6 protein-coding genes are annotated in these 5,764 nt (G+C 50.9%); 4 read left to right on the top strand and 2 right to left on the bottom strand.

Features of this window, described 5'->3' with window-relative positions:
- Positions 1-221: 221 nt before the first annotated feature.
- From RBT76_15815 to RBT76_15805, 3 genes are all read left to right on the top strand, one after another.
- On the top strand, positions 222-665 hold the full coding sequence (locus RBT76_15815; GenBank protein ID MDX9859251.1) for an ImmA/IrrE family metallo-endopeptidase: 444 nt from the start codon (positions 222-224) through the stop codon (positions 663-665).
- A gap of 65 nt (positions 666-730) precedes the next feature.
- A complete protein-coding gene (locus RBT76_15810) occupies positions 731-1,819 on the top strand; it encodes a site-specific DNA-methyltransferase (GenBank protein ID MDX9859250.1) in 1,089 nt (362 codons plus the stop codon).
- Positions 1,820-2,035: 216 nt separating this feature from the next.
- The gene (locus tag RBT76_15805) at positions 2,036-2,821 is read left to right on the top strand and encodes an HNH endonuclease signature motif containing protein (GenBank protein ID MDX9859249.1); all 786 of its coding nucleotides are present in this window, start codon (positions 2,036-2,038) and stop codon (positions 2,819-2,821) included.
- A gap of 256 nt (positions 2,822-3,077) precedes the next feature.
- Here RBT76_15805 and RBT76_15800 read toward each other — a convergent pair whose 3' ends face one another.
- Together RBT76_15800 and RBT76_15795 are read right to left on the bottom strand one after the other, a co-directional pair.
- The gene (locus RBT76_15800; protein ID MDX9859248.1) at positions 3,078-3,764 is read right to left on the bottom strand and encodes a hypothetical protein; all 687 of its coding nucleotides are present in this window, start codon (positions 3,762-3,764) and stop codon (positions 3,078-3,080) included.
- A gap of 6 nt (positions 3,765-3,770) precedes the next feature.
- Positions 3,771-4,766, bottom strand: coding sequence for a RimK-like protein (locus RBT76_15795; GenBank protein ID MDX9859247.1), 996 nt, complete (start codon positions 4,764-4,766; stop codon positions 3,771-3,773).
- Between the two features lie 785 nt (positions 4,767-5,551).
- Here RBT76_15795 and RBT76_15790 point away from each other — a divergent pair.
- On the top strand, positions 5,552-5,764 hold a 213-nt coding region (locus tag RBT76_15790), incomplete at its 3' end, for a hypothetical protein (protein ID MDX9859246.1).

Here is a 5,764-nt window from a genome sequence, read left to right as displayed (position 1 = left end):
TTGCAGTGCCACATTTTCGATTTACTTCCTGAGCTAAACGCTGCGGTCGATATCTTGCCACCCAATGTCGATTCACGGTTACAAATAAACGAGAAAAGTGCAGTCGCTCAACTTCTAACGAAAGCTAAACGAGGAGGAAAATAATGCCACGAACCGTCTCTTACAGTACTCTAGTAGACAGGCTACTCGAGAAGGTAGGAGTCATACAGCCACCAGTACCGGTGGAACGCATTGCAGCGGGCCAGGGCATTCGTGTTCAAACGAGCCCGCTACCGGATCAGCTTTCCGGGTTACTGTACAGAGAAAAAGGTGCCCAACACGCGATAATCGGTGTCAATAGTCTTCATGCGACAGTGCGTCAGCGGTTCACCATTGCGCACGAATTGGGCCATTTTCTATTGCACAAGGACGAAGTCCATGTGGATCGCGGGTATAGCATGCGCTTTCGCAGTATTCGGTCCGCAACAGCGGAGGATCGAGCGGAAATTGAAGCAAATCAATTCGCGGCCGAACTACTGATGCCGGAGGCGTTTATTCGCAAAGCGTGGAAGACACATGCATTCGCTCTTGACGATGAGTATTCCCTTAGTGAAATGGCTCGGCGGTTTCAGGTAAGCCCGCAAGCACTTACGTATCGTCTGACAAATCTTGGGCTAATCGGATAGAGTCAGTTCGATGAGATTCACTTCCGTGCCTACAGCGCGGCGCTCAATACTGACGGGACACTAACATGATAATGACCAAAACGAACAAACCGATTACCATGACTCGATATTTCGAGACCAATCGCGGCGAGATATACTCGGGCGATTCACTCGAGGTCCTTGAGCACGTTATCAAGCCAAAGTCGATCGACCTCATCATGACCAGCCCGCCATTCGGCTTGGTGCGGAAAAAAGAATACGGCAACGTCGACGCCGACAAGTACGTCGAGTGGTTTAAGCCGTTCGGGCAATTGTTCAAAAGGCTGCTGAAGCCGTCAGGGTCGCTGGTCATTGACATCGGCGGCGCGTGGATTCCGGGACAACCGACCCGCAGCCTGTATCACTATGAGTTACTCATCATGCTGTGCCGCGAACTCGGGTTTCATTTGGCGCAAGAGTTCTTCTGGTGGAATCCGGCGAAATTGCCGACACCGGCTGAATGGGTGACCGTCAGGAGAATCCGCGTCAAAGATTCAATCAACTGCGTCTGGTGGCTGTCCCCCACCCCCTGGCCCCGTTCTTCCAACCGGCGGGTACTGGTTCCGTACAGTGACGCGATGAAGGACCTCCTCAAGAACGGGTATAAGGCGAAAATGCGCCCCAGTGGGCATGACATCAGTGAGAAATTCTCCAATGATAACGGAGCCGCCATACCGCCGAACCTGATCGCTATAGCTCATACTGAGAGCAATTCATCATACCTGCGGTACTGCAAGGAAGAAGGTATCGAACCGCACCCGGCGAGATTCCCTGGCGAGCTTCCGGAGTACTTTATCAGGATGTTGACCAATGAAAATGATCTGGTGGTCGACCCGTTCGCCGGAAGCTGCGTCACCGGAGAAGTTGCCGAGCGCATGAAACGCAAGTGGATATGCGTAGACCTCATTGAAGAGTACCTCAAGGGTGCGCTTGGTCGATTCAACGGCGAGCAAAACCTGTTTCCGGTTGCTTCGCGGAAATCAGGTGAGCCGACCTATTACAAGGCATTCCACCCCTCAGGCTTTTGGAACAAGAATGGTGACGAGCCGCTCGCCGAAGATGGCGGTAAGAAACGACCGGCGAACAGAAGATCAAAGAAGGTACTGACTGCCGCGAAAGAGACTAAGAGGAAGTAACACTCTATGCCGGCACTATCACCAAGCGACCTTATCGACGCGATCCTGAGTGCGATTGAAGAATCCGGTGAATCAGCTATGCTCGTGTCAAACACGCGGACACATCCACGCAAATTTGCGGTGAATGGAGCAACTGGTTCGTCCTCTTTGTGGGTCTATGCGTGGACTCTGACGCCAGGTGGAAGGCCTCAGCTGAAAGACGAGTATCGCATTCAAATGACGTCGGTTTCCTCACCGCTTCAGATCAATCCCTTCGGGTATACGGCCCTATTGGGTTTTGAGCCGAGTCTGAAGATGTTTGCAGGATTCGACCTCGGGCGACATCAGACGTTTACTACCGGCTCCCCGTCGGTACAGATTTCCATTACCAGTTTGCATAAGGCCCTGCAGGACGGTCTGGCGTTTCATCGCAAAGACAACAACGAGATTGCGGTCGGTATCAGGCCCGATCAGTTCATGACCTATATCTACCACGCGCCGTCGCTGCATAAGTACGGTAAACAGAAATCGACGTTTGAAGCCCTTGCCAAGGCGTCGTCGCTGGTTCCGATAGAGGAAATTGCTCTTGGTGAACTGACCAATCCGCGGCAACGAGTGGTGCAAACCGTGAGTCGCCTGTCCAGGGCAGCCAACTTCCGCGAGCAAGTCTTGAATGCCTATGGGCACCGCTGCGCGGTGACGAGGTGCCAGCTGAGACTCGTCGAGGCGGCACATATCCTTCCGGCTGCGGTCGAGGGCAGTATCGATCATGTGGTGAATGGGATCTCTTTGAGCCCGACGTATCACAAGGCGTTCGACAGTGGCCTTATCTACCTTGATTCGGAGTTTTCGATGCGGATCAACCCAAGGAAGCTTGATGATCTGGCAAAACTGAAACTCGATGGCGGGATTGACCAATTCAGGTCATTTCTTGGGAAAATCCACTTGCCTGCCGACAGGCACCAATGGCCCGATGTTCGGATGGTTGGCAGAGCGAACAGGTATCGTGGCATAGAAGGGTAAGTAATGGCGGGAAAACCGGACAGCGTGATTTGAACTGATAATGCCCATTTCTTGGCATTCTTAGTTTACAAAAATTGGCGAAATATCCGCGGCAATCGACAATCCCTTCTTAGTCAGGGTCTAAGTTCATCCTTTCATATGTGAACTCCAGATGAGGTTAGTTCTCACATACAGTTCATGGATGCCCTGAAAAGAGGTTCTTTTACGTCAGTAGGGGGTTAGCGCTACGAGATTGCCTTGAGAAGCAAGCGAGCTTTCATTGACCTGATTCGATCTGGTCGAGCTTCAAGACTGGAGCATCGCCCTTCGGATTCGTTTGTTGCCCCTTGTTCACATGTGCTGTAATCAAGATTGATAGAGTAATCACAAGAATCAGGATAACCATCGAGAAAAGGCCGTTACGAACCGCTTTATGGCTCGCGTGGACCAAATTGGCCACACGTAAATTCGCCAATCTGTTAAGATCCAAGCATCGGATTTGTTTTGCGGTATGTAGTTTGATGTCTTCGTTACCCAGATCATCCTCAACGTCAAGCTCAAAAGTCTCTTGAACGCCGAGTGCGCGAAGCGCAAGGAACCCTGCCAATATCAGATAGACACTGGTTGCTATGAGGGATACCGCCAGAAAGTAGTGAAGCCAGTATCCAGCTAACAACTGACTATTGCTGAGGGGAACGACCTGACCAGCACCGGCGAAAAAAACTGAGGCGGCCAAAGTCGATGAGGCAGCAACGATCTTCGATTTGTCTAGGAGCGATTTCAGCCGCTCCGCGTCTTTTGACCGCTGCTCGATGACGCGGTCAATGGGAGCATTTGTCCTCGGGTCATCGAGATCGGGCTCTGCAGACCGCCGTTGATCAATCTTACAGGACAGACGACATTGGGCGCTGATTAAGGTGGGAAGATCACAAAGCAACTCCTGGAGAATTCGGTCAATGGGCATTATTACTTAACCCCTTGCAAGGCAACTGGCCAATGACACATCTATAGGTAAGTGAGCACAATCGACGAGCCACGCCCATTCGCCGGTGGGATTTACTTCAAGAAAGAAATACTTACCGTCGCAGAGTGCTAAGTCGATGGCGGCAAATGTCAGCCCCAATCTCTTCGTAAGCCGTCGACATTTAGTTTGAATCTCAACGGGAAGAGTGATTGGTTTGTAGCTGAGCGTATTCTTTTCCCTTCTCCAATCGCCATGAACGGGTTTGCCGTTTTTCAAAATCGCGACTGCGAAGATTTCTTCGGCTACGACGGTAACCCGGATATCGATTTTTGCGTCCAATGCCTGTTGGAGTATAAAAGGGGCCTGCTGCAACGATTCGCCCGTCAAATCAGACATTGGCATGAGGCTGGTGTAGCCAAAGAGCTCCTCGGTGGCTGAACGCACTAAGACTGTGTCCAGGCCCTTGACGGCCACAACTTGGTCGTTCTCCAGGTCAAGAATGCCATCGTGAAGATGATTCACAACTCGAGACCAGGGAACCTCAAACCCTACTTGTTGAGCCTTCTGAAGCTGAACTGCTTTGTGCTCGGCGACATATGTCGAAGCGGGGCAATTGACCCAAAGGCAATGGTCGAACACCATGAGATTACGATAGAATGATGCCCACTGGATGCGTTCGTGCTGAGCATCGGTTGGGAACGGAACGCCGTATTCGCGAAGATATACGGGACGTCGAAAGTAGACGGAACGGAGCTCCTGTGGCGTAATATAGAATTCAATTTCTTCTTTTTGTCCACGGAGAGTAGTGCTGAGGGGATCAAGCTCAAGCCGCCAAGTCGATAGGTCCTCAGAATTCAAGCGCAGATATTGAGTGCCTTGTTCCAGTAATCTTGCAATGACATAGTCGACCGAGATGTCAAATTTGCTAGATAGGACGAGAATCTCTGGGGACAGGCAGCTGCGAGATTTCCGTCCAGGTCTATTCTCCCTTTTGGTCCTCACCCGTTTCGATATCCTGTTTTTTTGTCTTAGGTGGATTCTTCATGTCGGAACGGATATACAGATCACCTGATGAAGTAATCCGCCAAGCCCCGACACGGTCGTCGTACACACAACCTGCGGGCGCCAGGTCGCAAGGTCGCGTGTCGCAGTTCACCGCATTCTTCAAAAGGATGTGCCTGATCATGTGTTTCCTCATTGAGTTCTGCCTTGAGACTCTTCGAAAAGATAATATAAAGACCGATCACCATTAACGTCAACCTGTTTTCTGAAAGAGAAGAGGGTTTGACCTACAGTGATCAAACCCTCAGGCGACGATCGTATAGGAGATCAGGCTGCGGCGGCAAGCAGGGCTCCCGCCCGCCGCTCAAGGCGTCAGAGAATTGCCGCGTGTTCAGGCGAAGGTGAGACGGGCGCTTAGGGCGGGGAAGAAGAAAAGCTGGTTATGTAAGTTCGTGGGATTCACGCTAATCGCGGCGTAAAGAATGGAGCAGGTCCCAGTTTAAGTTTCAAAAGGTTCGAAAAGCGTTTATTATCGCCTTAGAATCGTGAGGTACATAATAACTCAGGTGAGAGCGGGCTGCAGAGCCTAAAGGGAAGATACTAGAAAATCCCTATTCGAGGTTGATCGAGACATAAAAAGAGCCGATATTGTGGTCGTTTGTGTCCGTTTCCAATGGAGTGCCAAACTTAGATGAACTCAATAGTCACGTTCTCCTACTTTGTCGAGAGGGACAGTTCGACAATGGCAATCTCGAGTTCATGGTATAAGTCGAGCAGGTGATGAGATGATTACTTGGCTTGAGGGTCTTTCTCTTGGAGAAACACTTGCCCTTTGCGCAATCATTTTGACCTTCCTTTATTTTGCCATCAACTGGCGTGTGGGGCATCACAGAGCTAAGAAATCTCGGGCCTATGACAGGCCGGTTTGGAGGATTTTTGTCGGTGGTTTTTCGATTGCTCAGGGCCAGTCTTATCCTCTCATCTACGGCACACCGATC

The organism is Candidatus Zixiibacteriota bacterium, assembly GCA_034003725.1.
GTDB lineage: Bacteria > Zixibacteria > MSB-5A5 > GN15 > FEB-12 > WJMS01.
The sequence above is the reverse complement of the archived record's forward strand: the minus strand, read 5'-3'. Positions and strand labels throughout refer to the sequence as shown.